Raw genomic sequence first — 25,757 nt, 5'->3', positions numbered from 1 at the left:
TAAATATAACATCCGACATCATTAATTATAATTAGCACAAAAATCTTATGTAATTATTTATCAATAAAATTATTATTAGAAATAAAATTTAGTATGAGGAAATAAAATGTCTAATCGAAAATATTTTGGTACTGATGGGATACGAGGTAAAGTTGGACAATATCCTATCACTCCCGATTTTGCTCTTAAATTAGGTTGGGCAGCTGGACGCATATTAGCTAAAGATGGTGTGAAAAAAGTCTTAATCGGAAAAGATACGCGTATATCAGGCTATATGCTTGAATCAGCACTTGAAGCTGGTTTTGCGTCTGCCGGTGTTGCTACTGCCTTTACCGGACCAATGCCAACGCCTGCTATCGCTTATTTAACTCGTACTTTTCGAGCTGATGCCGGTATTGTCATTTCTGCTTCACATAATCCTTTTTACGATAATGGTATTAAATTTTTTTCTACCGAAGGAAAAAAACTTGCTGATTCGATTGAATTAGAAATTGAAGCAGAATTAGAAAAAGATATAGATTGTGTTGAATCCAAACAATTAGGACGTGCTAGCCGTATTACTGATGCAGCAGGCCGTTATATCGAATTTTGTAAAAGCACCTTTGATCATGAGCTAAGTCTATCGGGTCTGAAAATTGTAGTCGATTGTGCGAATGGCGCAACCTATCATATTGCGCCAAAAGTATTGCGTGAGCTCGGCGCAAAAGTCATCAAAATTGGCTGTGAACCTGACGGCGTTAATATTAATGAAAATTGTGGTGCTACTGATGTTAGAGCATTGTCAAAACGAGTTATTGATGAACAAGCAGATTTAGGTTTTGCATTAGACGGGGATGGTGATCGCATTATAATGGTTGACCATGAAGGTCGAAAAATTGATGGCGATCAGATTATTTATATCATTGCTCGCGAAGCACTCAGACAAGGTCAACTAAAAGGTGGCGTTGTCGGTACATTAATGAGTAATATGGGACTGGAAATAGCACTTAAAAACCTTGGCATACCTTTTGCTCGTGCTAAAGTTGGTGACCGTTATGTTCTTGAAAAGCTTATTGAGAAAAAATGGCGTTTAGGGGCTGAAAACTCAGGTCATGTTTTGCTATTAGACAAAACAACAACTGGCGATGGAATTATTGCTGGTCTACAAGTTTTAAGTGCTATGGTTCGCAACGATATGTCTTTATCAGATTTATGTAGTGGCATGATAATGTTACCTCAAGTATTAATTAATGTTCACTATACCGAAAAAAGTGATCCATTAAAAAATTCAGCAGTAAAACTAGCAATAGAGCAAGTTGAAAAAGAACTAGATGGTAACGGGCGGGTATTAATTCGCAAATCTGGAACAGAACCTCTCATTAGAGTAATGGTTGAAGGCAGTGAAGAAGCCGAAGTACAAAAATTGGCAGAACGTATTGCACTAGCTGTTAAAGCTTAAAAATAATATTTTTTATATGTAATAATAAGTTTTTAATAAGTCAATACGTTTAATGAGTTTATTAAGCAAGCTCTGTTTATTTACAATTTTTTAGTAAAAAGTGTTGAATTTATTTATTTTGTTAATAATTTGTTGACTTTATATAGGTAATTGGGTTTAAAATACTAGCTTAGGGTTATTACAGCGATTGTCTATACCTTTTAATATAGATAAAACATTGTAATATTTTTTATTTTTAGGAATAAGTAAGAAGGTTATATGGCAGTTTCCTCTCCGACTTCGCCACAGGCTTATATCAAGCACCATCTTGAAAACTTACAAGTAGGTTCAGGTTTTTGGACCTTTAATCTTGATTCATTGTTTTTTTCAATTTTTCTTGGTGTTATTTTCTTGTGGATTTTTCATCGTGTTGCCAGAAAAGCAACAAGTGGGGTACCAGGTAAATTACAATGTGCTGTCGAGATGATCTTTGAATTTGTTAATAATACTGTCAAAGACATGTTCACTGGTCAAAACAAGCTCATTGCACCGTTAGCATTAACGGTATTTATTTGGGTCTTTTTTATGAATCTCATGGATCTTATCCCGGTTGATTTCCTCCCTTACGCAGGACAATACTTAGGTTTATCTCATTTAAGAGTAGTGCCAACAGCAGATGTCAGCATTACTATGTCAATGGCTTTAGGCGTCTTTATTTTAATTATTTTCTATTCTATCAAGTACAAAGGAATTTCAGGGTTTATCAAAGATTACACCCTTCATCCTTTTAATCACTGGGCTTTTGCACCAATCAATTTAGTACTTGAACTTGTCGGTCTATTAGCTAAACCACTATCTTTAGGTCTACGACTTTTCGGTAATATGTATGCAGGTGAACTTATTTTCATCTTAATTGCGGCATTAATACCTTGGTGGTCACAATGGGTATTATCTTTACCGTGGGCCATTTTCCATATTTTAATTATTACGTTACAAGCTTTTATTTTTATGGTGTTGACGATTGTTTATTTAGCAATGGCATCGACAACGGAAGAACATTAATTTCAATATTTTTTATATTAAACTGGAGTATATAATGGAAATTTTATATGTAGCCGCAGGCATAATGATGGGATTAGCTGCTGTAGGAGGCGCAATTGGTATCGGTATACTAGGTGGTAAATTCTTAGAAGGTGCAGCACGTCAACCGGAATTAATCCCTATGTTACGAACTCAATTTTTCATTGTTATGGGGCTAGTGGATGCGATCCCAATGATTTGTGTGGGTATTGCGCTTTATATCATCTTTGCTGTTGCCGGCTAATAAAAATCTAAGAGGAATCGTCTCATGAATATGAACGCAACTCTCCTCGGCCAAGCAATTACATTTGTATTGTTTGTTTGGTTCTGTATGAAGTTTGTTTGGCCTCCTGTTATCGCTGCGATTGAAAAACGTCAAAAAGAGATAGCTGATGGACTTGCTTCAGCAGAAACAGCAAAAAAAGATTTGGAACTAGCCAAAGCAAATACATCTGACTTAATGCAACAGGCTAAGGTTGAGGCTAATGCAATTATAGAGCAAGCCAATAAACGCAAAGCAATTATTCTTGAAGAAGCACAACAAGAAGCAATTCGAGAAAAAGAACGAATTGTTGCGCAAGGATTTGCTGAAGTAGAGGCTGAACGTAAACGAGCTAAAGAAGAGCTTAAACAACAAGTCGCTACACTTGCTATTGCTGGTGCAGAAAAAATTATTGAACGCTCTGTTAATGAAGCCGCAAATAGCGACATCATTGATAAACTCGTAGCTGAATTATAAGGAGACAAGAGCAATGGCAGACTTAATTACAATTGCTCGCCCTTATGCTAAAGCTGCTTTCGAGTTTGCGGTAGAAAAAAACAATATCGAATCATGGCATAAAATGCTAATGGTAACATCTCAAGTTAGTCAAAACGAACAAATACGTAGTATTTTGACATCTGACATGAAAGCCGATTCGGTTGCAAACTTACTCATCAATATCTGTCAAGATGTATTAGATGAGTTTAGTACAAATTTTATTAAGATTATGTCTGAAAACAAACGGTTATCTCTTCTTCCCGAAGTGCTTACACTGTTTGAACAATATTGTTTAGAGAGAGAAGCGCAAGCAGATGTCGATGTCATTTCGGCACAAGCACTGTCTAACGAACAACTTGATAAGATTTCTATCGCTGTCGAAAAACGTTTATCACGAAAAGTAAAACTAAAATGTCATATTGATCCATCGCTCATTTCTGGTTTTATTATTCGTACGGGCGATATGGTTATTGATAGTAGTATCAGAGGGCGTTTAACAAGATTAAATGACGCTCTACAGTCTTAAGGGGACTGATAATGCAGCTAAATTCAACTGAAATAAGTGAACTAATTAAAGAGCGTATTGCTCAGTTCAATATTGTGAGTAACGCTCACAATGAAGGAACGATCATATCGGTAAGTGATGGTATCCTTCGAATCCACGGATTAACCGATGTCATGCAAGGTGAAATGATTTCACTACCAGGAAATCGTTACGCAATGGCGTTAAACCTTGAAAGAGATTCTGTCGGTGCAGTCGTTATGGGACCATACGAAGATCTATCCGAAGGGATGAAAGTACAATGTACTGGTCGTATTTTAGAAGTACCTGTCGGCGATGGTTTATTAGGTCGGGTTATTAATACCCTTGGTGAACCAATCGACGGTAAAGGTTCAATTCAAAATGATGGGTTTTCTCCGGTTGAAGTCGTCGCACCTGGTGTTATCGACCGTCAATCGGTTGACCAAGCATTACAAACGGGTTATAAAGCCGTTGACTCAATGATTCCTATCGGACGTGGTCAACGTGAACTTATCATCGGAGACCGACAAACCGGTAAAACCGCATTAGCAATCGACGCAATTATTAACCAACGTAACTCAGGTGTTAAATGTATCTATGTTGCCATTGGTCAAAAACAATCAACCATTGCCAATGTTGTACGTAAACTTGAAGAACATGGTGCACTAAAAAATACCATTGTTGTTGTTGCATCCGCTTCTGAATCAGCGGCATTACAATACTTAGCGCCGTACGCAGGTTGTGCAATGGGCGAGTACTTCCGTGATCGTGGTCAAGATGCATTAATTGTTTATGATGATTTATCTAAACAAGCGGTTGCTTACCGTCAAATTTCATTGTTACTTCGTCGTCCACCTGGACGTGAAGCTTATCCGGGTGATGTATTCTATTTACATTCTCGCCTACTTGAACGTGCAGCACGTGTTAACGAAGCGTATGTTGAAGAGTTCACCAAAGGTGAAGTGAAAGGTAAAACAGGTTCATTAACGGCTCTACCGATTATTGAAACCCAAGCTGGTGACGTTTCAGCGTTCGTACCAACTAACGTAATTTCAATTACTGATGGTCAGATATTCTTAGAAACCAGCTTGTTTAACTCTGGTATCCGTCCTGCGGTTAACCCGGGTATTTCGGTTTCTCGTGTAGGTGGTGCTGCACAAACTAAGATAATGAAAAAATTATCTGGTGGTATTCGTACAGCCCTTGCACAATATCGTGAATTAGCGGCGTTTTCTCAGTTTGCATCTGATTTAGATGAAGCAACAAGAAACCAATTAAGTCATGGTGAAAAAGTAACTGAATTATTGAAACAAAAGCAATACTCACCAATGACAGTTGCTGAACAATCAATTGTTCTTTATGCGGCAGAGCGTGGTTATCTTGAAGATGTTGAACTCGCTAAGGTTTTACCATTTGAAGCAGCACTACTAGCTTATGCGCATAGTCAATATGCCGATTTTGTTAAACAGATTGACGAGACAGGCAATTACAATGATGAGATTGAAAGTAAGTTAAAAGCAATGCTTGATAGCTTTAAATCAACTCAAACTTGGTAAGGGTGAGGTAACAAATGGCTAATGCAAAAGAGATCAGAACGAAAATTGCCAGTATCCAAAGTACGCAAAAGATCACAAAAGCAATGGAAATGGTTGCCAATTCCAAAATGCGTAAAACGCAAGATAGAATGGCATCTTCTCGTCCATATGCCGAAATGATTCGTGAAGTAATTGGACATTTAGCGTTAGCTCAAATAGGTGCCAAACATCCTTATTTAGAAGAAAGGGATGTAAAACGAGTTGGTTATCTTATTATTTCAACCGATCGTGGTTTATGTGGTGGTTTAAATATCAATCTTTTTAAAACTGTCGTTGCTGATATGTCAGCATGGCAGGAAAAAGGTGTAGAAGCAGATGTCGCATTAATTGGTTCACGAGGGGTTTCGTTTTTCTCATCAGTAAAAACAAATATTTTAACCCAAGTGACTAATTTAGGTGATGAACCAGAATTATCTGATTTGATAGGTCCAGTAAAAACGATGCTTGAGTCGTATGACAATGGAAAAATTGATAGATTATATATCGCAACGAATAGATTTATTAATACCATGTCGCAAAAACCGACTATTCAGCAATTATTACCATTACCACATTCAGAAGATAAAAAACTCACTGCTTCAACATGGGATTATATTTATGAGCCTGATGCTAAATCGCTTTTAGATGTGATTTTACGTCGTTATATTGAATCACAGGTTTATCAAGCTGTGGTAGAAAATCTAGCGAGTGAACAAGCAGCAAGAATGGTGGCCATGAAAGCAGCAACCGATAATGGTGCAAATTTAATCAATGAATTACAGATTGTGTATAACAAAGCACGTCAAGGTGCGATTACCAATGAATTGATTGATATTGTATCGGGCGCAGCTGCTGTTTCAGGTTAATGCTAAATATATTGGCTTATAGTTAAGAAAAAGACGTAGAGGAATAAAAATGGCTACTGGAAAGATTGTCCAGATCATCGGTGCGGTGGTTGATGTCGAATTCCCAGAAGATGCAGTACCAAAGGTATATGATGCATTAGAAGTGGAAACTGGCGCCGAAAAATTAGTTCTGGAAGTTCAGCAACAATTAGGTGGTGGCGTTGTTTGTTGTATCGCAATGGGATCATCTGATGGTTTAAGACGTGGACTTAAAGTCGTCAACACAGGGCACGGCATTGAAGTACCGGTAGGTACTAAAACACTAGGTCGTATTATGAACGTACTTGGTGATCCTGTTGATAAAGCAGGTCCAATTGGCGAAGAAGAGCGCTGGGCTATTCACCGTGCAGCGCCAACCTATGAAGAACTGGCTAACTCAACTGAGTTACTTGAAACCGGTATTAAAGTTATCGACTTAATTTGTCCATTTGCAAAAGGGGGGAAAGTCGGTCTTTTCGGTGGTGCAGGTGTAGGTAAAACCGTTAACATGATGGAGTTAATCCGTAACATCGCTATCGAACATTCTGGATACTCTGTATTTACAGGTGTTGGTGAGCGTACTCGTGAAGGTAATGACTTTTATCATGAAATGAAAGAATCAAACGTACTTGATAAAGTATCGCTTGTTTATGGTCAGATGAATGAGCCACCTGGAAACCGTTTACGCGTAGCGTTGACAGGGTTAACGATGGCTGAAAAATTCCGTGATGAAGGTAAAGACGTACTCTTATTTATCGATAATATTTATCGTTATACCTTAGCCGGAACAGAAGTATCGGCACTATTGGGTCGTATGCCATCAGCAGTAGGTTATCAACCAACATTAGCCGAAGAAATGGGTATCCTTCAAGAACGTATTACATCGACTAAAACTGGTTCAATTACATCAATTCAAGCCGTATACGTACCAGCCGATGACTTGACAGACCCATCACCAGCAACAACCTTTGCTCACTTAGATGCAACAATCGTATTAAGTCGTCAAATCGCTTCATTAGGTATCTATCCTGCGGTTGATCCACTTGATTCAACCAGTCGTCAATTAGATCCATTGGTTGTTGGTCAAGAACACTATGATTGTGCACGAGGCGTGCAATCAATTTTACAACGCTATCAAGAATTAAAAGATATTATCGCTATTCTTGGTATGGATGAGTTATCAGAGGACGATAAATTGACCGTGGCTCGTGCACGTAAAATTCAACGCTTCTTATCTCAACCATTCTTCGTTGCCGAAGTGTTCACTGGTTCACCGGGTAAATATGTGCCATTAAAAGATACAATCAGTGCTTTTAAAGGTATCATGAACGGTGATTATGATCACATTCCTGAACAAGCATTCTATATGGTTGGTTCAATCGATGAAGCGATTGAAAAAGCGAAATCTCTGTAAGAGATTCATTGAACGGAGATAGTATTATGGCACTAACTTCCTATCAATTAGAAGTTGTTAGTGCTGAATCTCACCTATTTTCGGGTGATGTTCAGCGAATCAGAGTCACAGGTATTGAAGGTGAACTCGGTATTTACCCGGGTCATACGCCACTGCTTACTACCATTAAACCAGGTATGGTGGGTATTGTGAAACCCAATGGTGAAGAAGAATTTATCTACCTATCGGGTGGTATATTAGAAGTTCAACCCAATATAGTAACAATCTTAGCTGATACGGCTATTCGAGGCGAAGATTTAGATGAAGCCAGAGCACAAGAAGCAGTCAGACGTGCCCAAGAACATATTAATCACCCAAGTGATGATATGTCATTTGCACAAGCCTCTGCTGAATTGTCAAAAGCTTTAGCTAAAATGCGTGTTATCGAATTAACACGCCGTATTGGACAATAGTTTCGTTATTAAAATCAAAAAGATTACAAAAATTAATTTTGTAATCTTTTCTGCTTTTCCAATAGTCCTGTTCAGTACCCCAATAACGACAAGTCTTCATATTCACACTGTGAAGTAAAACCGTTTATTACTTTTATAATTGAATTGAATAATTAATTCATCTTTTTTTATATTGTTAAATTTTTATGTCGTAAATAAAAAAAATTAAAAATGAGAATACTGCTAAGCAAACTGCAAAATTTACTTTGAGTAAGATAAATTATGAACGTTTTGTGTGTGTTTTTCTTTGATGATCTCCATTACGTTTAAAATTATACAGCCCCAAAATCTGTTTTCTATGAAGATAGGCTACTAGATTTATTACTCACTATCAGCGATAATTTTGAATAATCTTTTCGAATTTAAAGCGACTATGTTTACCATTTATCATTCAAATCAAGTCGATCTGCTCAAATCATTGGTGAGTGAATTGATGCAAAGACAACCATTAGAAAATGTGTTCATGCCCGATATGGTGATCGTGCAAAGCCAAGGCATGGCGCAATGGTTGCAGATCGAGCTTGCAGATGCACTCGGTATTGTGGCAAACATTGCTTTTCCTTATCCAACTCAGTTTATCTGGCAAGTTTATCAAGCTTTATTACCCGATTCGCCTATTGAAAACAGTTTTAATCCTGAAGCCATGACTTGGCGTCTATTTTATTTGCTGCCTCAACTCATTGATAAGCAGGAATTTAGCGCACTCAAACATTATCTCAATATAGATAAAACAGAAAGAAAGTTATATCAACTGGCAACACGTATTGCTCGTTTATACGATCAGTACTTAGTTTATCGCCCTGACTGGCTAGCAAAATGGGAATCGAATAAAACCGTGGTCGAATTAAATCATCATCCCGATGAAATTTGGCAAGCTGAGCTGTGGAGACAATTAATAGCCATTAGTCAGCCGTATCACCGTGCAAATATCTACCAGCAAATGCTTGATATCCTACTGGATGACCATTTTGATAAAAAACGGTTAAATACGTTACCCGACCGTATTTTTATTTTTGGTATTACTTCCCTTCCACCCATTTATCTTTCGCTACTCTCAGCACTTGGAAAACATATCGATGTACATTTAATGTTTAACAATCCTTGCAAATGGTATTGGGGAGATATTGTCGAAAAACAGCTAACTGACATACAAAATACACCCGATAAAATCCCAAATCCACTCTTAACGTCATGGGGAAAACTAGGACGGGATTGTCTGTTTTTATTACAAGAATTCCAAAACAAACAAGATATTGATGTGTTTGCTGATCACGATCGCACTTGTTTATTACATGCTATTCAGCAAGATATACTGGAGCTATATCCGTCAGATAAAACTGCACTTCACATTAACTCAACCGATAAATCAATTTCGTTTCATGCATGCCATAGCGAACAGCGTGAGGTCGAAGTACTCTATGACTATTTACTATCTGTCTTTGATGCTGATCCAACCATAGAGTTACGTGATTGTATTGTGATGGTTTCAGATATTGATAAATACATCCCTTATATTCGTGCCGTTTTTGGTAATGCTGAAGGTCAACGTTATCTACCTTTCACTATCTCCGATCAAAAAGCTCGAAATATTGATCCCATTGTGCAAGCATTTTTTGCGATTTTAAATTTTCCTCAAAGTCGATTTACGGCAGAAGAGTTATTTAATTTACTGGAGATTCCAGCAATTTCGGAAAAATTTTCGATCAATGAATCACAATTAACGCTTTTAAGGACATGGATCATTGAATCGGGTATTCGTTTTGGTCTTGAAAATGCCCATAGTTGGTTATTTGGACTTGAACGTTTGTTGCTTGGTTATACGATGAGCAGTGAGCAAGGAAGCTGGCAGCAAATACTCCCGTATGATGGCGCGACTGGTTTGGATGCTGAACTTATTGGTCAATTAGCTGAATTTATTAGTATAGTCCGTAAATGGTCAACATTGTTAAGTCAAGCCAAACCATTAGTTGAATGGCAAAGTTGTTGCCTTGAATTACTCAATGATTTTTTTATTAGTAATGAACAACGTGAATCTATTTTATTGATGATTCAAGATGAGTGGCAAAAGCTGATTGACAGTGGATTGTTAGCAAATTTTGCGGATAACATATCGATGACTATTTTACATGATGCGATGCAATCACGTTTAGAACAAAATCATTTAGCTCATCGTTTTTTAGTGGGCAAAATCAATTTTTGTACTATGATGCCAATGCGTTCAATTCCCTTTAAAGTGGTATGTTTATTAGGCATGAACGATGGTGATTATCCTAGAACTTCGCTACCGCTTGATTTTGATTTGATTGCTCAGTACCCAAGACGAGGGGATCGAAGTCGTCGCACAGATGATCGGTATCTCTTTTTAGAAGCAATTTTATCGGCTCAAAAACAACTCTACATGAGTTATATTGGGCGAGAAATTAAAGATAATACTGAACGTTATCCGTCAGTATTAATTGATGAACTATGGGACTATATCATTCAATACTATAATGATACCAAAGATAGTACAAACGGTTTCGATAATTTACGTGTCATCCATACGCGCACACCATTTAATCCTCAAAATTATTTAAATCCGCCTAAAAGCTATGCCAATGAATGGCTACCGGCAGCACAACAGCAAGGTGAAAGTCAATCCTTCATTAGTGATATTTCGGCGATGACGATTGATAACATTAGTCTTGATGAATTAAAACGATTCTATCAACACTCCATACGATTTTTTTTACAAAAACGATTCAATTTCTATATTAATTATCTTGATGATACTTTACCGGATGCTGAAAATTTTAATCTGGATAATTTTGAACGATACCAGCTTAATGTAAAAATTTTAAATCAATTGATTGATCACACTATCCAAGAATCAGATTTGTATCATCGATTAGCATTAACCGGCGAGTTACCAGACGGCGCCTTTGGTCAGATTATTTATGATGAACAAAATGAATCTATGCAATCGTTAGCGAATAAAATTTGCCAAGAACGCCTGATACAAACTGCCGAAGAGGTCAATTTAACCCTTTTTGCTAATGGACAACATTACATACTGCAAGGCTGGTTAACCCATGTTCAAGAGGATGGAATTTTAACATGGCGACCATCGAAACTTTCGATCCGTGATGGCATGACATTATGGATCGATCATCTTATTTATTGCATCTCCAATCCTGAAAACACGAATAGCTATAGTCGCATCTATGGTCGGGAAGAGAGTGAATGGCGTTTTGAATATTTAAACCCTGAGCAAGCACAAATTATTTTAACAACTTTAATCGAAGGCTATTTGCAAGGCATTAATCAACCGTTACTCTTCCCAATTCAAAGTGCGTGGAATTGGTTAGTATCTGCGTATAATTCTAAAACAAATGAGATTGAAATCAGTCAAAAAGCTATCAATCAACTTAAAAACACCTGGCAAGGAGGGGGATTCAATTCAGCAGAATGTGATAATTATTATGCCCGATTATATCCTGAATTAACCAATCCACTTATTGAGCAGATTATTTATTCGGCTCGACAATTTTTATTACCCATTTTATTACATCAAGAAAAGGTAAAATAGGAGGCATTATGTTTATTGATACACATTGTCATTTTGATTTTCCCATTTTTACCGCAGATATCGCTGATTCTATCGACAAAATACAGCAAGCAAAAATTGATGCGCTCATTGTGCCAGCTGTCTCTGCGAATCATTTTCATACAATATTACACCTTGCTGAACAATATAATGAAGTTTATGCAGCACTTGGTTTACATCCCATTTATCAACACACAGAATCAGATTTAGAAAAATTATCCGATATTATCAATAAAAACCCAAAAAAATTAGTAGCAATGGGCGAAATTGGTCTGGATAAATACAATCTTACCGTTGATTGGCAACAACAACTATTTTATTTTCGTTCACAGCTTACCTTGGCTAAAAAATATGATTTACCCGTTTTGATTCATTCACGTAAAACGCATGACATTATGTATCACGAACTTCATCAAGCAAATTTACCTTGTCGGGGTGTCATACATGGATTTTCGGGCAGTTATCAACAAGCGATGCAATTTGTGAAACTCGGTTATTATATTGGTGTCGGGGGAGTGATAAGTTACGCACGCGCTAATAAAACTCGCCAAACCATTGCCCAACTGCCTTTAGAAAGTCTTGTACTTGAAACCGACGCCCCCGATATGCCATTAAGTGGTCGACAAGGTCAAATCAATCGCCCAGAATATCTAATTGAAATATTTCATGTTTTAAGTCAGTTACGCAAAGAACCCCAACCAGAAATACTTCGTACAATCTTATCTAATACCTTAACGCTATTTAGTCGAATCAATCAAAAAGCATTGAAGCATTGATTATAAATAGCTTTATAATTATATGTGCATTATCACTGTCAAACATTAGCGATACAAGGCAGTTTTTTTGACTGGTTAAAATCGATTTTTAGACTTTGCAATTGTGTCTCTTACCCGCTTAATTTCATTATGAATATTACACAATGCGTAATCGCTATCTATTACTTTCCAAGTATTGATAAGATAGACCAATCAAATCCAAACCGACAAGCATCACCAACTCACTGTAAAGAAAACTTAAATAAATTATGCTTTCTGGTTTATTTCATCGACGACAAAGTCGTTTCGAGGTAATATGAGATAAATTGTCTTCTATCATCTTATTGATAGCCTTAAAACTATCATCGCAACAATAATAGGTAATCACTATAATGAGCAATGATATTCAATTATCCCCTATGGTATATCGAATGTTGCCGTGGATTGCGGCAGTCGCATTTTTAATGCAATCACTCGATACATCAATTTTAAATACGGCACTCCCCTCGATTGCTAAAGATCTCCATGAATCCCCCTTAAATATGCAATCAGCGGTAATCTGTTATGCATTAACTTTAGCATTGTTTATTCCGATTAGTGGTTTATTATCCGATCGCTTTGGAACAAAAAATGTTTTTGTGACTGCCGTGTTTCTTTTTACAGCTGGATCGCTGTCTTGTGCCCTATCAAATACTCTTATTTTTATGGATATTTCAAGGGTTATACAAGGTATTGGCGGTTCAATGATGGTACCTGTTTCCAGATTAGTCTTAATTAAATCTTATCGACGTAATGAATTTTTATCAGCGCTAAATACCTCATCCATTTTAGGATTGGTAGGCCCTGTAATCGGCCCTGTTCTTGGCGGATATTTAGCTGAAATGATCAGTTGGCATTGGGTATTTTTAATCAATATCCCTGTTGGTATTGCCGGGATCATTATTGCTTGGAAATATATGCCAAACCTTAAAGGTGAACGCATCTATTTTGATTTTTGGGGCTTTGTTATTATTGCCATAACATTTATTAGTGCCACGTTAAGTTTGGAGCTGCTAAGTGAGGGACAAAGTAGTTATATTTCACTATTTTTGGCAATAATAAGTTTAATCTTTCTGTTTGGTTACCGATTCTACGCTCAAAAAGCAACTACCCCTCTATTCCCATTATCTTTATTTAGTATTCGCACTTTTAAAATCGGTATTATCGGTAATTTGATTAGTCGATTAGGTATTTCAGGCGTTCCTTTTTTAATTCCATTACTATTACAAGTTGGCTTTGGTTATTCAGCAATTGAAGCAGGAATGATATTAATTCCTATGGCGTTAGCTTCAATGGCTATTAAATCGTTTATTCCTACAATTTTAGCTAAATTAGGGTATCGAAACGTCTTGATTGGCAATACTATATTGGCTGGAACGTTCATTTTATTAATGTCACAATTAAGTTTATCCACCCCGATCATCCTGATGTGTCTATTACTTTTTTGCATTGGTTGTACCAATTCATTACAATTTACGGCAATGAACAGTATCACTTTAGCTGATTTACAAGGTGAAACAACCAGTAGTGGGAATAGTTTAATGGCGGTAAACCAACAACTTGCTATTAGCTTCGGTATCGCCTTAGGTGCCGTGCTTGTGAGGTTAGTCGGTGAGGAAACCGCTACCATTAAGTCTTTCCAAATTACTTTTATGATATTAGGAATTATCACAATACTTTCTAGCATTGTGTTTGCAGCTTTAAAAAAACAAGATGGGCAAAACTTAACCGCTCATCATCAAGAAACAAGGAGATAACAATATGTTTCAATACCAAATCATTCCGGTTACTGCTTTTCAGGAAAATTGTAGCATTATTTGGTGTGATGAAACAAAAGAAGCAGCCTTTATCGATCCAGGTGGTGAACCCGAATTACTCAAAAAAGCCGTGGAAAAACTGGGCGTGAATATTAAACAAATCCTATTAACGCATGGACATTTGGATCACGTTGGCGCGGCTGTAGAATTAGCAAAACATTATGATGTAAAAATCATCGGCTCAAATCAAGAAGATGAATTTTTATTTAGTGGATTACCTCAGCAATGTATTCAATTTGGTTTTCCTTATATTGAACCCTTTTTACCGGATTATTGGTTAAAAGAAGGGGATAAAATCAAAGTCGGCAATATTTCACTCGATGTACTTTATTGCCCAGGTCATACACCCGGTCATATCGTTTTTATTAATCATCCTGATAAAATCGCTTTTGTTGGTGATGTGTTATTTAACGGTAGTATAGGAAGAACGGATTTTCCGAGAGGCAATCACGCCGATTTGATTTCTTCAATTAAACATAAATTATTACCACTTGGTGATGATTTCATTTTTGTTCCCGGACATGGCCCTATGTCTAGCTTTGGCCATGAGCGCATGAATAATCCTTTCTTAGTTTAATCAAAATATTGCGGTTGTTATCACATTCATTTTTCATAGAGTGTGATAACCCTCTCAAAAGTAAACCTTTCTATAAAAAATAAGTTTACATAATAAAACTTTGCTATATTATTAGCAAAATATTTACACATAAAAGCAAGATATAATTATTATGAAACATCAAGTTACCCCATATTATCCAACCTTTATTACAACGCTATTTAAGCTATCCTCTTGGCAACGAAAACTCTTTGTAACAACAAGTGCGGCATTATTATTAGGACTAGCCGCTAACATTAGCATTCCAACTTATCCTGTTCCTTTTACTTTACAGTCTTTAGCAATACTCCTTATTGGTGCGTTTTTAGGACGTAAATTAGGTGCATTAGCGATAATTCAATATCTTTTTTTAGGTGCAATAGGATTACCATTGTTTGCCAACGGAAGTAGTGGCATGATAGCTTTACATTCCCCTTCTGCCGGTTATTTATATGGGGCGGTATTTAGTGCTTATTTAGCCGGCTTTGCCGCTGAAAAAGGTTATGATCGCCATTTTATTTTAGGATTAATCGCATTCGCTTGTGCACATTTATTAATCTTTGTATTTGGCGTTCTTTATCTTGCTGGTTATTTACATATTAACCTCATTGAAGCAATAAAACTCGGATATCTCCCTTTTGCAGGATTTGATGCACTTAAGTTTATCATAGCAACTTCAGTCATGTTCCTTTTATGGCGTTACCGTGCTAAAAATCACTGATTTAAAAAAAGGCGATATTATTTTCCAGTGTCTGAACGAGGTTAATGACTTTAATGATGCTGTCACCTGTTCTGGTGCAACACGTAACGTGGATGAGTTAACCAATAATATCAATCATGTAGGATTATATATTGGAAATAATATCGTTATTGAAGCAACGCCAAAATACGGGGTCATTAACCAAACACTGACGCATTTTATCAATGCAGCACAATTTAATATCATTGGTCGAATTGATAATTTAGGGTTGATTAAAAATGCTATTAAACGAGCTAAATCATGTATTGGTCTACCTTATAACCCTAGCTTTCGTCCAAATACAGCTGGACTTTATTGCAGTGAACTCATTACCTACGCTTTTCGAAATGAACACAATGAAAGTTATTTTGCTTTATATCCGATGAATTTTAGAGATTTAACGACCCATCAAGTTTTACCTTATTGGATCGATTATTATCATTCGCTAAAAGAGAAGATCCCAGAACAACAGCTTGGATCTCATCCTCAACAACTCTTAAGGCAAACGGAATTATTCAAGACAATCCTAACACTTGAATAAAATAAAGGGAGGTTATTAAAACGAAAAAGCATTTAATACAATTTAACTATTGACATAGCGCCATTTAATCTATAATATGCGCGCTACATTTCGGTTCCTCCATAGTTCAGTCGGTAGAACGGCGGACTGTTAATCCGTATGTCACTGGTTCAAGTCCAGTTGGAGGAGCCAACTTACCGAATTATTAAAACCTGCTTATAGCAGGTTTTTTTATTTCCGACAAATTACACTCCTTTTCAAATTTTAATATTGTGTTTAAAGTAAAATGGTTAATAATATTTTAAAAAAATTGTGACCCATAATACTTTTGATAACACTTTAAATGTTTAAAATTTATCTATAATGTTATTGTTAAATTAATAAGAAAGGAAATTTTTATCCATGCATATCCATTTTATTCTTCATGAAGAGTTTGAAGCACCAGGTGCTTATGAACAATGGGCTAAGTTACATCTTCATACGGTTACCTATTCAAGAGTTTATCTGGGCGAGCCACTTCCTGAAAGGATAGATAACATTGATTTTCTTATTATTATGGGCGGCCCACAATCCCCTGCTACAACGAAACAAGAGTGTGCACATTTTGATTCATTAGCAGAACAAACCTTCATTTTATCAGCAATTAAAGCGAATAAAATCGTGATTGGCGTTTGTCTTGGTTCCCAATTAATTGGCGAAGCGCTAGGTGCTCATTTCGAGCATAGTCCTGAAAAAGAGATCGGTAAATTCCCCATTACCTTAACGGAAGCAGGCAAAAAAAATCCGCTTTTTTCTCATTTCGGCGATACGCTAGCAGTAGGTCACTGGCACAATGATATGCCAGGTTTAACGCAAAATGCGCAAATCATTGCTTATAGTGAAGGCTGTCCTCGACAAATTATTGCTTATAGCAAATTGGTTTATGGTTTCCAATGTCATATGGAGTTAACCCATGAGGTAGTTGAAAAGTTGATTGCCCATTCGCAAAATGACCTTAGTCAAGCGGCTAAATCTCGTTTTGTTGATACAGAGGAAAAATTACGTCTACATGATTATAGTAAAATGAATTATAAACTCTTTGTTTTTTTGGATAAGCTGAGTCAATACTATCTATCTGCTTCTACAAATTAAATTCTATTATCGTTCATGGTTGGTTGTTCGAAATTATGCAAAATATTAAAAGTAGACAACCCCGAAAAACGAAGTAAATTGAGGTTAAAATTAGATAAAGAGTATTTAATCTTAAAACGTAAAATTAACTGATGGAAAATCGTAAGTTTTTTAGAAGGTCGTTTTTTTGCATAATGGTAAGATTGGGAAAGATATTGGTGGAGGGCTTTGTCAATTAGGCAATTTGATTTATTGATTATCCAATCATTAAATAGTTCTGAACTATTCAAATAATAGATTGTGAGATAAGCAATTTGACCGTATACTCTGTAAAATATAGCAATAACGAATATCTAATTTTTGAAAGGAGTATCTTCATGGCTTACACTCTTGCACCTCTACCTTATGCTTATGACGCATTAGAACCGTATATTGACTCGGAAACGATGCATCTTCATCATGACAAACATCATCAAACTTATGTCAATAATGCAAATGCGCTCTTAGAGACTTTACCGGCAGAACTTAAAGAATTATGTCCTGAAACTTTACTTAAAAATTTAGATAAAGTGCCAGCTGATAAACTAACAGGTATCAAAAACAATGTGGGTGGTCACGTTAATCACACCCTATTTTGGGAATTACTTAAAGTTGGTACCGAGCTTAAAGGTGAACTTAAAGCAGCTATTGAAAAAGATTTCGGTTCTGTAGACGCATTCAAAGAAAAATTTTCAAACGCAGCAGCCACTCGTTTTGGTTCTGGTTGGGCTTGGTTAGTGTTACAAAATGGTAAACTTGAAGTAGTTTCAACCGCAAACCAAGATTCTCCTGTCATGGGCGAAAAATTCTCAGGTGTTTCAGGTACGCCTATTTTAACATTAGATGTCTGGGAACACGCATATTACTTAAAATACCAAAATCGTCGTGTTGATTATATTGGTGCATTTTGGAATGTAATTAACTGGGATAAAGTTGCTGAGTTATACGCTCAAGCAAAAAAATAACTGTTTTTAGTATAGTTACTCAATTATCAATGACGCTTAATGCGTCATTTTTATTTATTGGTATTAATTTCCAATCATCGTATCTGCAAATTGGCAATTGCTAAATTATACTTAAATCCGCTACAATGGGCGATTAATTGAAAATCGCAAAACCGAACTAAATAATACATGTTTGAAATTAATCCGATAAAATCCAAAATAGCCGAACTTACCGAGCGCACTAATGTGATTCGGGGGTATCTTTGACTATGATTTAAAAAAAGAGCGACTTGAAGAAGTTAATGCCGAATTAGAACAATCTGAAGTCTGGGCAGATCCCGAAAAAGCACAAGCGTTAGGCAAAGAGCGGGTAACGCTTGATGAAATCATCAATACAATTGATTCTTTAACTCAAGGTCTTGACGATGTTGAAGGTTTGCTTGAACTTGCCATTGAAGCCGACGATCAAGATACGTTTGATGAAGCAAATCTAGAGCTTGAACAGTTAGAAAAAAAACTGGCTGGGCTAGAGTTTCGTCGAATGTTTTCAGGCGATTACGATAGCGCAGATTGTTATTTAGATATTCAGTCAGGTTCTGGGGGGACTGAAGCACAAGATTGGGCTGAAATGTTACTGCGAATGTATTTACGCTGGGCAGAATCTAAAGGGTTTACAACAGAAGTCATGGAAGTATCTGATGGCGATGTTGCAGGAATTAAATCGGCGACCATTAAAGTAACTGGCGACTATGCTTACGGTTGGTTACGTACCGAAACAGGCGTCCACCGTTTAGTACGAAAAAGTCCTTTTGATTCGGGTAATCGCCGTCATACATCATTTGCTTCTGTTTTTGTCTATCCAGAAATTGATGATAATATTGATATCGATATCAATCCTGCCGATCTTCGTATTGATGTCTATCGGGCATCAGGTGCTGGTGGACAGCATGTCAATAAAACCGAATCTGCTGTTCGAATTACGCATATACCAACGGGAATTGTTACCCAGTGTCAAAATAATCGTTCTCAGCATAGTAATAAAGATCAAGCAATGAAACAGTTAAAAGCGAAACTGTATGAGCTTGAAATGCAGAAGAAAAATGCTGAAAAGCAACAGATGGAAGAGAACAAATCGGATATCGGTTGGGGTAGTCAAATCCGTTCTTATGTGCTTGATGATTCAAGAATCAAAGATTTGCGTACCGGCGTTGAAACACGCAACACTCAGGCCGTTTTAGACGGTGATTTAGATCAATTTATTGAAGAAAGCTTAAAAGCAGGTTTATAAACTGCTTGGTGATAAATAAAAGGTAAAATTATGTCAACACAGCAAGAGCAACAAAACCATATTGAAGAGTTAAATAACGAGCTAACTATACGTCGTGAAAAACTAGCAAATATTCGCGAGCAAGGCATTGCTTTCCCAAATGACTTTCGTCGTGATGCTATTTCAAGTGATCTTCATAAATTGTATGACGATAAAACCAACGAAGAATTAATTGAGAATAAAATTACTGTCACTGTTGCCGGTCGAATGATGATGCGCCGTATAATGGGTAAAGCTTCTTTTGTCTCTTTACAAGACGTTGCTGGGCAAATTCAACTTTATGTAACGCGTGATGATCTTCCCGAAAATTACTACAACGAGCAATTTAAAAAATGGGATTTAGGGGATATTGTCGGTGCTAAAGGTTATTTATTTAAAACTAAAACTGGCGAACTTTCTATTCACTGTGAAGAAATTCGCTTATTAACTAAAGCACTTCGTCCATTACCGGATAAATTCCATGGGCTTGCAGATCAAGAAATGCGTTATCGTCAACGCTACTTGGATCTCATCACAAATGAAGAATCGAGAAATACATTTATCGCTCGTTCAAAAGTGGTAACTGAAATTCGCAATTTCATGCTTGAAAATCACTTTATGGAAGTTGAAACACCGATGATGCAAGTTATTCCTGGTGGGGCGTCAGCGAAACCTTTTATTACGCATCATAATGCCCTTGATTTAGATATGTACTTACGTATCGCACCAGAACTTTACTTAAAACGTCTGGTTGTCGGTGGTTTTGAGCGTGTCTTTGAAATTAATCGTAACTTCCGTAATGAAGGGGTATCGCCAAGACATAATCCAGAATTTACCATGATGGAAATGTATATGGCGTATGCTGATTATAAAGATTTGATTGTGCTAACTGAAGCATTATTCCGCCGTCTGGCAATCGCTGTAACGGGTAATACCGTTGTTCAATATGGTGAACATACCTTCGATTTTGGTAAACCTTTTATTAAAATGACTATGCGTGAAGCTATATGCCATTATCGTCCAGAAACCAATAATGCTGATTTGGATGATTTTGATAAAGCATGTGCCATTGCTAGCGCAGTAGGTATCAAAATTGAAAAAGGTTGGGGACTTGGTCGAGTTGTGACTGAAATTTTTGAAGAGGTTGCTGAAGCCAATCTGATTCAACCGACATTTATTACCGAATATCCTGCTGAAGTATCACCACTGGCTCGTCGAAATGATGAAAATCCATTTGTCACAGACCGATTTGAGTTCTTTATTGGTGGGCGTGAAATTGGCAATGGCTTCTCAGAACTTAACGATGCGGAAGACCAAGCTCAACGTTTTGCTGATCAAGTGTCACAAAAAGATGCCGGTGATGATGAAGCAATGTTCTATGATGAAGATTATATTACGGCTTTAGAACATGGCTTACCGCCGACAGCTGGATTAGGCATTGGTATTGACCGAACGGTGATGTTATTTACGAATAGTCATACTATTCGTGATGTCATTTTATTCCCAACCATGCGTCCAATAAAATAAGATACTCTACTATTGAAAACTCACTTATCTCAACAAATAAGTGAGTTTTTTATTGTAATGCAAATATCTTTTATACAACTAAAAATAATTCTAGTTTAGCTTTCCACCATACCAAAAATTCGTAAAATATTTTATGTTTATCAATTTGTTAATAATTAAGTAAGCCATTACTGACTTTTCTATACAAACTGAATAATGTTTTTCATGCAACTAAAAATGTGAGTTCATCTTAATCAAGCGTATTTCAACAATTCAACATTTTTTTAAATTGAATCAGTATAAATAAAATACAGAAAATAATGATATTTTCTTAAAATCTATAAACTTAAATAAGTTATCGCTTACCAACCACAGAAATGGGACTCAACATAGTCATTCATCGTGATAAAATCAGGACTAAAAATTAAACTTTATTCAATGTAAAAATAGGATAAGTTTCTTATCCACTAAGAAAAACGACGAATAACATGTCATTAACCAGAGACTAAAAAAGTGAGTGTCTACTCACTTTTTATTGATAAATGAATGATATATTTTATGAAAATACCACACCCTTTCTTTAGTTTAATTTATCACCGTTAACGATTAATTCGTTAACCGTGATATCTATTCATTTTAATCAGTTTTTACTGTTTTGCTCGGATAAGGTAAGATTAAATTTAATAAAATAGCCAAAATGCCACATAAACTTATCCCTTGCAATGCGTAAGAACCAAAATCAAAAATCATCCCACCAATACCAAACACCAACACTAATGAAACAATACACATATTGCGCGAAACAGAAAGATCAACTTTATGTTTGATTAATATATTAATGCCAACGGATGCAATCGAACCAAATAAAAGCACCATAATTCCGCCCATGACAACAGTTGGGATAGTACTCAAAAATGCGCCGATTTTACCAATAAATGACATTAAAATCGCCCAAATTGCTGCCCATGTCATTACACGAGTTTTGAAGTTTCGTGTTAAGGTGACGGCCCCAATCACTTCTGCATAGGTGATACAAGGCGGGCCACCAAAAAAGCCTGCGGTTGAAGTTGCTAATCCATCCCCCAAAAGTGTGCGTTGTAATCCCGGTTCACGAGTATAATCTTTGCCAGTAACAGAACTAATCGCCATGATATCGCCAACGTGCTCAATCGTTGGTGCAATAACAATAGGTATCATATATAAAATAGCTTGCCAATGAAATTCAGGAAAAGTGAAATCCGGTATCTTAAACCATGGTGCATCAATAACCGGTTGAAAGTTGACAATACCCATTATCCAAGACATCACATAACCAACGACAATACCTGCAATAATTGGAACAAGTTTGAAAAACCCTTTTGCCCAAATTGCCACAATCAGCGTAGTCAATAATGAGGACATTGAAATCATAATTAATTGATAATCCTTAACCTGAAGACCACTATCTTTACCCATTGCCATACCCACTGCGACAGGCGCAAGAGATAAACCAATGACCATTATAATAGGGCCAGTTACCACTGGCGGTAAAATACGATCGATAACATGTTTGCCATTTAGTTTGACTAATAAAGCAAAAAACATAAACACAAATCCTGCTGCAACCAATCCCCCCAAAGTTGCAGGAATCCCCCATTGAGCTACACCAAAAGAGATCGGTGCAATAAAGGCAAATGAGGAAGCTAAAAATACCGGTACTTTGCCTTTCGTGGTGAGTTGAAACAATAATGTGCCTATACCCGCTGTAAACAATGCGACATTAGGATTTAAACCCGTTAATAGTGGCACTAATACTAACGCACCAAAAGCAACAAAGAGCATTTGTGCACCAGTAAAAATATCTTGCCAAGCAGGTTTCTCCTGTGATGTTTTAGATTTTTGTTTATCATTTATTTTATTTGACATGTTGATCATCTCCACTTCAACTTAATCTTTTAAACTCATTTTTTAAGCATAAAAAAACCGGCTAAGCCGGTTTAAAAAATGAAATTTTATTTAGTGCCGAATATTTTATCTCCAGCATCGCCAAGTCCTGGTAAAATGTAACCTTGTTCATTTAACCGTTCATCAATGGATGCAGTATAGAGTTCAACATCTGGATGGGCTTTTTCTAATGTTTTGATACCTTCAGGTGCAGCCACTAAAACTAATACTTTAATGTTTTTACATCCTGCTTGTTTTAATAAATCAATCGTCGCCACCATTGAACCACCCGTTGCTAGCATAGGGTCAACAACCAAAGCCATTCGTTCCGCAATGTCCGACGTTAATTTTTGGAAATAAGGCACTGGCTCAAGGGTCTCTTCATTACGATAAAACCCAACGACGCTAATACGAGCACTAGGCACATGCTCAAGCACACCATCCATCATACCTAAACCGGCACGAAGGATTGGTACTACAGTTATTTTTTTTCCTTTGATTTGCTCAATTTGAACGGGTCCACACCAACCTTCAATGGTCACTTTTTCAGTAGGTAAGTCAGCCGTGGCTTCATAAGTTAATAAACTACCAACTTCGCTGGCAAGCGCACGAAAGTCTTTAGTACTAATATCATGTTCGCGCATTAAACCGATTTTATGACGTACAAGAGGGTGTTTAACTTCAACTATTTTCATGGAGGGCCTCAGTGTTATTTTGCTGAAAGATTTTGGTCACTTTAAATAACCACTGAGGGGTGATTTTAACATAGATAGAAGCGAGAGAAAACTCAAATTAAATTGCTAAGTTTTATAAAACTAAAAAAGATAATAATATGTAAAAAGTATAAAATTGATGAAAAATTTGTTTTATGTAATTTTTTTGATTAGAATAACCAGCCGCCTTAATAAGGTGGTTTTTAATTGTTAATTATTAAATTTTATAGGAAAGAAATAGGATGAATTGGTTTATTAATTGTTTTACAAAAAATTATGTTAATTTTAATGGCCGTGCTCGTCGTCAAGAGTACTGGATGTTTATTTTATTCTTATTAATTATACAAGCTGTGAATCTTAGTGTGATAGGTTTTATTTCTGAAACTTTAAGCGCTATCTTATATCTTATTGTTGCATTTGGGAGCTTATTACCTAATCTTGCTGTAACTGCTCGTCGTTTACACGATACAAATAAATCAGGCTGGCTCATGTTGATCGCTCTTATTCCTCTTGTTGGTGGTATTATTTTAATCGTCTTTTTAGCTACAGATTCAACACCTGGTAGCAACCAATATGGCGAAAATCCTAAAGGGATTCAGTAAGTTTTTTTATTCTCATCAGCTAACCTGATGAGAATATTAACAACACATTATCGTATTGACTATTTTTAGTTTAACTTCACTTCTAAATCGCTTTCAAAAAACCCAATAATTTATATAATTATGTCTAATTTCAAGGTAATTTAGGTTGCCAGTCAATAGCTGCTTTACCTTGTTGCACAATAAGATCATTAGCTTTGGAAAAATGTTTACAACCTAAAAATCCACGATGGGCTGATAAAGGTGAAGGATGCACAGAAGTTAATACATGATGCTTTTGCCGATTAATAAATTGCCCTTTTTTTTGCGCAGGTGATCCCCATAATAAAAACACCACTCCCTCAAGATGTTTGTCTATAGCCGCTATAACATTATCGGTAAAAGTCTCCCAACCTATTTTGGCATGTGAATGAGCTTGACCAGCTTCCACCGTTAATACTGTATTAAGCAAAAGTACCCCTTGAGTCGCCCAAGATGCTAAATAACCATGAGAAGGGATCTGAAAACTAGGAATATCGGTAGATAACTCTTTATAAATATTTAATAATGAAGGAGGAGGTTTAACTCCCGGTAACACGGAAAAGGAAAGTCCATGTGCTTGATTCGGTCCATGATAAGGATCTTGGCCTAAAATGACAACTTTGATGTCATTAAAAGCAGTAAAACGAAATGCATTAAATACATCGTGTTGAGGAGGATAAATGATTTTACCGCTATTACGCTCAGCGGTAACAAATTGCATGATTTTTTGAAAATAAGGTTTGTCTTTTTCAGTACCAATAACATCATGCCATGTTAATTGTGTTGTCATAGTTTGTCCACGCCGTAAAAATTACTGAATATATCTTGCTGAGAAATTCTCATTTTTACTCATCATAACCTATAGTGCTCTAAAAGTTAAATAAAAGGTACAGCTTATCGTATTAATAGCTTTTTTTGACTTTAATCAAATTATATAAGTGTTATATTAACCCTAATATTTTAGGGGCAATAACGCTCATAGGAGGTTTTAAAATGATTACAGGTATCCAAATTACTAAAGCTGACAACTCAGCACTTCTTAATTCTTTTTGGTTATTAGATGACTCAACTAATGAAGCGCGTTGTGTCGCAGCTAAATCAGTATATAAAGAAGATCAAGTTATTCCAACAGCTGAACTTGGTCAGTTTGAATATCGTGAAATTCCTTTAGATATTGCACCAACTATCAAAGTTGAAGGTGGACAACACTTAAATGTTAACGTACTTCGTCGTGAAACACTTGAAGATGCTGTACAACATCCAGAAAAATATCCACAATTAACTATTCGTGTTTCTGGTTATGCTGTACGTTTTAACTCATTAACAGCAGAACAACAACGCGACGTTATCGCTCGTACATTCACAACTAAAATGTAATTTTTTGATAACACATTATAAAACC

General features: G+C 36.3%; 24 protein-coding genes and 1 tRNA gene. 22 read left to right on the top strand and 3 right to left on the bottom strand.

The features are described 5' to 3' along the window. Nucleotides 1–106: 106 nt before the first annotated feature. The 20 genes from glmM to lysS all read left to right on the top strand — a co-directional run bounded on the left by glmM (nt 107) and on the right by lysS (nt 21,120). The gene (glmM, locus tag ACGH4F_RS00520; RefSeq protein ID WP_267358943.1) at nt 107–1,438 is read left to right on the top strand and encodes a phosphoglucosamine mutase; all 1,332 of its coding nucleotides are present in this window, start codon (nt 107–109) and stop codon (nt 1,436–1,438) included. 258 nt (nt 1,439–1,696) lie between these two features. Continuing rightward, complete coding sequence (gene atpB / locus ACGH4F_RS00515; protein WP_411589575.1) at nt 1,697–2,479, top strand: F0F1 ATP synthase subunit A; 783 nt, start codon at nt 1,697–1,699, stop codon at nt 2,477–2,479. A 34-nt stretch (nt 2,480–2,513) separates the two neighbouring features. Beyond that, nucleotides 2,514–2,741, top strand: coding sequence for a F0F1 ATP synthase subunit C (gene atpE / locus ACGH4F_RS00510; protein WP_370632135.1), 228 nt, complete (start codon nt 2,514–2,516; stop codon nt 2,739–2,741). A gap of 24 nt (nt 2,742–2,765) precedes the next feature. Beyond that, complete coding sequence (gene atpF, locus ACGH4F_RS00505) at nt 2,766–3,236, top strand: F0F1 ATP synthase subunit B (RefSeq protein WP_065558535.1); 471 nt, start codon at nt 2,766–2,768, stop codon at nt 3,234–3,236. A 13-nt stretch (nt 3,237–3,249) separates the two neighbouring features. Next, entirely contained in the window at nt 3,250–3,783 is a 534-nt protein-coding gene (atpH, locus tag ACGH4F_RS00500; protein ID WP_267350255.1) for a F0F1 ATP synthase subunit delta, read from the top strand. Between the two features lie 11 nt (nt 3,784–3,794). Beyond that, a complete protein-coding gene (atpA, locus tag ACGH4F_RS00495; protein ID WP_220216303.1) occupies nt 3,795–5,336 on the top strand; it encodes a F0F1 ATP synthase subunit alpha in 1,542 nt (513 codons plus the stop codon). A 14-nt stretch (nt 5,337–5,350) separates the two neighbouring features. Then, nucleotides 5,351–6,220, top strand: coding sequence for a F0F1 ATP synthase subunit gamma (gene atpG, locus ACGH4F_RS00490; protein WP_065558532.1), 870 nt, complete (start codon nt 5,351–5,353; stop codon nt 6,218–6,220). 49 nt (nt 6,221–6,269) lie between these two features. Then, nucleotides 6,270–7,652 carry a F0F1 ATP synthase subunit beta gene (atpD, locus tag ACGH4F_RS00485; protein WP_065558531.1) on the top strand — a complete coding sequence of 461 codons (1,383 nt, stop codon included), beginning with the start codon at nt 6,270–6,272 and terminating at the stop codon, nt 7,650–7,652. Nucleotides 7,653–7,678: 26 nt separating this feature from the next. Beyond that, on the top strand, nt 7,679–8,104 hold the full coding sequence (locus ACGH4F_RS00480; RefSeq protein WP_220216301.1) for a F0F1 ATP synthase subunit epsilon: 426 nt from the start codon (nt 7,679–7,681) through the stop codon (nt 8,102–8,104). Nucleotides 8,105–8,486: 382 nt separating this feature from the next. Beyond that, nucleotides 8,487–11,711: an exodeoxyribonuclease V subunit gamma gene (gene recC / locus ACGH4F_RS00475; RefSeq protein ID WP_411589572.1), complete on the top strand. Its 3,225-nt coding sequence runs from the start codon at nt 8,487–8,489 to the stop codon at nt 11,709–11,711. Nucleotides 11,712–11,719: 8 nt separating this feature from the next. Continuing rightward, nucleotides 11,720–12,505, top strand: coding sequence for a TatD family hydrolase (locus ACGH4F_RS00470; RefSeq protein WP_267350252.1), 786 nt, complete (start codon nt 11,720–11,722; stop codon nt 12,503–12,505). 371 nt (nt 12,506–12,876) lie between these two features. Beyond that, on the top strand, nt 12,877–14,280 hold the full coding sequence (locus tag ACGH4F_RS00465; RefSeq protein WP_065558527.1) for an MFS transporter: 1,404 nt from the start codon (nt 12,877–12,879) through the stop codon (nt 14,278–14,280). 4 nt (nt 14,281–14,284) lie between these two features. Then, nucleotides 14,285–14,917, top strand: a complete 633-nt coding sequence (locus tag ACGH4F_RS00460) for an MBL fold metallo-hydrolase (protein WP_411589570.1) — start codon at nt 14,285–14,287, stop codon at nt 14,915–14,917. A gap of 151 nt (nt 14,918–15,068) precedes the next feature. Continuing rightward, on the top strand, nt 15,069–15,656 hold the full coding sequence (locus tag ACGH4F_RS00455; protein ID WP_267358952.1) for a biotin transporter BioY: 588 nt from the start codon (nt 15,069–15,071) through the stop codon (nt 15,654–15,656). Continuing rightward, entirely contained in the window at nt 15,640–16,215 is a 576-nt protein-coding gene (locus tag ACGH4F_RS00450) for a YiiX/YebB-like N1pC/P60 family cysteine hydrolase (RefSeq protein ID WP_267379586.1), read from the top strand. The genes ACGH4F_RS00455 and ACGH4F_RS00450 overlap by 17 nt, the downstream gene beginning before the upstream one ends. Before the next feature lie 95 nt (nt 16,216–16,310). After that, nucleotides 16,311–16,386, top strand: a tRNA-Asn gene (locus ACGH4F_RS00445). Nucleotides 16,387–16,596: 210 nt separating this feature from the next. Next, nucleotides 16,597–17,325, top strand: coding sequence for a type 1 glutamine amidotransferase (locus ACGH4F_RS00440; protein ID WP_411589568.1), 729 nt, complete (start codon nt 16,597–16,599; stop codon nt 17,323–17,325). Nucleotides 17,326–17,681: 356 nt separating this feature from the next. Further along, nucleotides 17,682–18,308 (top strand): Fe-Mn family superoxide dismutase, encoded by a 627-nt coding sequence (locus ACGH4F_RS00435; protein WP_220216282.1) that lies wholly within the window; start codon nt 17,682–17,684, stop codon nt 18,306–18,308. A gap of 168 nt (nt 18,309–18,476) precedes the next feature. Further along, nucleotides 18,477–19,575, top strand: a protein-coding gene (prfB, locus tag ACGH4F_RS00430; protein WP_411589566.1) for a peptide chain release factor 2 whose coding sequence is annotated in 2 segments (ribosomal slippage) — nt 18,477–18,551 and nt 18,553–19,575 — 1,098 coding nt in all. Because the reading frame shifts where the segments join, the coding sequence is not laid out codon by codon here. A 30-nt stretch (nt 19,576–19,605) separates the two neighbouring features. Next, on the top strand, nt 19,606–21,120 hold the full coding sequence (gene lysS, locus ACGH4F_RS00425; RefSeq protein ID WP_267350243.1) for a lysine--tRNA ligase: 1,515 nt from the start codon (nt 19,606–19,608) through the stop codon (nt 21,118–21,120). Nucleotides 21,121–21,735: 615 nt separating this feature from the next. Here lysS and ACGH4F_RS00420 read toward each other — a convergent pair. Together ACGH4F_RS00420 and upp are read right to left on the bottom strand one after the other, a co-directional pair. Beyond that, nucleotides 21,736–23,004, bottom strand: coding sequence for a uracil-xanthine permease family protein (locus ACGH4F_RS00420; protein WP_411589565.1), 1,269 nt, complete (start codon nt 23,002–23,004; stop codon nt 21,736–21,738). An 86-nt stretch (nt 23,005–23,090) separates the two neighbouring features. Continuing rightward, nucleotides 23,091–23,717, bottom strand: a complete 627-nt coding sequence (gene upp / locus ACGH4F_RS00415) for a uracil phosphoribosyltransferase (RefSeq protein WP_065558519.1) — start codon at nt 23,715–23,717, stop codon at nt 23,091–23,093. Between the two features lie 260 nt (nt 23,718–23,977). Between upp and ACGH4F_RS00410 the strand changes: the two genes are divergently transcribed. Next, a complete protein-coding gene (locus ACGH4F_RS00410; RefSeq protein ID WP_267350239.1) occupies nt 23,978–24,337 on the top strand; it encodes a DUF805 domain-containing protein in 360 nt (119 codons plus the stop codon). A 130-nt stretch (nt 24,338–24,467) separates the two neighbouring features. On the opposite strand, the gene ung is transcribed toward ACGH4F_RS00410, so the two are convergent. Continuing rightward, entirely contained in the window at nt 24,468–25,145 is a 678-nt protein-coding gene (gene ung / locus ACGH4F_RS00405) for a uracil-DNA glycosylase (protein WP_267350237.1), read from the bottom strand. A 203-nt stretch (nt 25,146–25,348) separates the two neighbouring features. Here ung and grcA point away from each other — a divergent pair, with 203 nt between their 5' ends. Further along, nucleotides 25,349–25,732, top strand: coding sequence for an autonomous glycyl radical cofactor GrcA (grcA, locus tag ACGH4F_RS00400; RefSeq protein ID WP_220216278.1), 384 nt, complete (start codon nt 25,349–25,351; stop codon nt 25,730–25,732). Nucleotides 25,733–25,757: the final 25 nt, after the last annotated feature.

This window comes from Gilliamella sp. CG35 (assembly GCF_046635745.1).
Classification (GTDB): domain Bacteria; phylum Pseudomonadota; class Gammaproteobacteria; order Enterobacterales; family Orbaceae; genus Gilliamella; species Gilliamella apicola_I.
This window is presented reverse-complemented; position numbering and strand designations above follow the sequence as displayed.

Coding starts and splice junctions, on each gene's coding strand:
- glmM (WP_267358943.1), top strand. CDS start 107: ATGTCTAATCGAAAATATTTTGGTACTGATGGGATACGAGGTAAAGTT.
- atpB (WP_411589575.1), top strand. CDS start 1,697: ATGGCAGTTTCCTCTCCGACTTCGCCACAGGCTTATATCAAGCACCAT.
- atpE (WP_370632135.1), top strand. CDS start 2,514: ATGGAAATTTTATATGTAGCCGCAGGCATAATGATGGGATTAGCTGCT.
- atpF (WP_065558535.1), top strand. CDS start 2,766: ATGAATATGAACGCAACTCTCCTCGGCCAAGCAATTACATTTGTATTG.
- atpH (WP_267350255.1), top strand. CDS start 3,250: ATGGCAGACTTAATTACAATTGCTCGCCCTTATGCTAAAGCTGCTTTC.
- atpA (WP_220216303.1), top strand. CDS start 3,795: ATGCAGCTAAATTCAACTGAAATAAGTGAACTAATTAAAGAGCGTATT.
- atpG (WP_065558532.1), top strand. CDS start 5,351: ATGGCTAATGCAAAAGAGATCAGAACGAAAATTGCCAGTATCCAAAGT.
- atpD (WP_065558531.1), top strand. CDS start 6,270: ATGGCTACTGGAAAGATTGTCCAGATCATCGGTGCGGTGGTTGATGTC.
- ACGH4F_RS00480 (WP_220216301.1), top strand. CDS start 7,679: ATGGCACTAACTTCCTATCAATTAGAAGTTGTTAGTGCTGAATCTCAC.
- ACGH4F_RS00470 (WP_267350252.1), top strand. CDS start 11,720: ATGTTTATTGATACACATTGTCATTTTGATTTTCCCATTTTTACCGCA.
- ACGH4F_RS00465 (WP_065558527.1), top strand. CDS start 12,877: ATGAGCAATGATATTCAATTATCCCCTATGGTATATCGAATGTTGCCG.
- ACGH4F_RS00460 (WP_411589570.1), top strand. CDS start 14,285: ATGTTTCAATACCAAATCATTCCGGTTACTGCTTTTCAGGAAAATTGT.
- ACGH4F_RS00455 (WP_267358952.1), top strand. CDS start 15,069: ATGAAACATCAAGTTACCCCATATTATCCAACCTTTATTACAACGCTA.
- ACGH4F_RS00440 (WP_411589568.1), top strand. CDS start 16,597: ATGCATATCCATTTTATTCTTCATGAAGAGTTTGAAGCACCAGGTGCT.
- ACGH4F_RS00435 (WP_220216282.1), top strand. CDS start 17,682: ATGGCTTACACTCTTGCACCTCTACCTTATGCTTATGACGCATTAGAA.
- lysS (WP_267350243.1), top strand. CDS start 19,606: ATGTCAACACAGCAAGAGCAACAAAACCATATTGAAGAGTTAAATAAC.
- ACGH4F_RS00420 (WP_411589565.1), bottom strand. CDS start 23,004: ATGTCAAATAAAATAAATGATAAACAAAAATCTAAAACATCACAGGAG.
- upp (WP_065558519.1), bottom strand. CDS start 23,717: ATGAAAATAGTTGAAGTTAAACACCCTCTTGTACGTCATAAAATCGGT.
- ACGH4F_RS00410 (WP_267350239.1), top strand. CDS start 23,978: ATGAATTGGTTTATTAATTGTTTTACAAAAAATTATGTTAATTTTAAT.
- ung (WP_267350237.1), bottom strand. CDS start 25,145: ATGACAACACAATTAACATGGCATGATGTTATTGGTACTGAAAAAGAC.
- grcA (WP_220216278.1), top strand. CDS start 25,349: ATGATTACAGGTATCCAAATTACTAAAGCTGACAACTCAGCACTTCTT.